The organism is Pseudomonas sp. HY2-MNA-CIBAN-0224 (assembly GCF_040310285.1).
Classification (GTDB): Bacteria; Pseudomonadota; Gammaproteobacteria; order Pseudomonadales; family Pseudomonadaceae; genus Aquipseudomonas; species Aquipseudomonas helleri.
This window is the reverse complement of the sequence record NZ_JBEOPQ010000505.1, coordinates 1-273: the sequence shown is the minus strand read 5'-3', so window position 1 is coordinate 273 and position 273 is coordinate 1. Positions and strand designations below refer to the sequence as shown.

Below are 273 nucleotides of genomic sequence, written 5' to 3'. Positions count from 1 at the left end.
TATCTATGCCTCTTATTTTGAGTCTGGTGAGTCTTTTGAGTTCATGGAATTCCCAGCCAATCCTATTTGGACAACGCAGAGTTCTATTGTTGTGGCAGATGAGGTACAGATCGATAATCGCAGTATAGGTATTTCAAGCGGACGTATTTATTCGTTTTATTACCGTCGTATGATTTCTTTGGCGGTTATTGAAACTGAGTATGCTATCGAAGGTACCACCTTAGAGGTTATCTGGGGTAATCCAGGCAAACGACAAAAAAAAAATACGGGCCA

Annotated in this window: 1 pseudogene; it reads left to right on the top strand. The window is 40.7% G+C overall.

The annotated features are described in order from the left end of the window. Nucleotides 1–273, top strand: a pseudogene (locus AAEZ03_RS27335) (hypothetical protein); the annotation flags it as partial.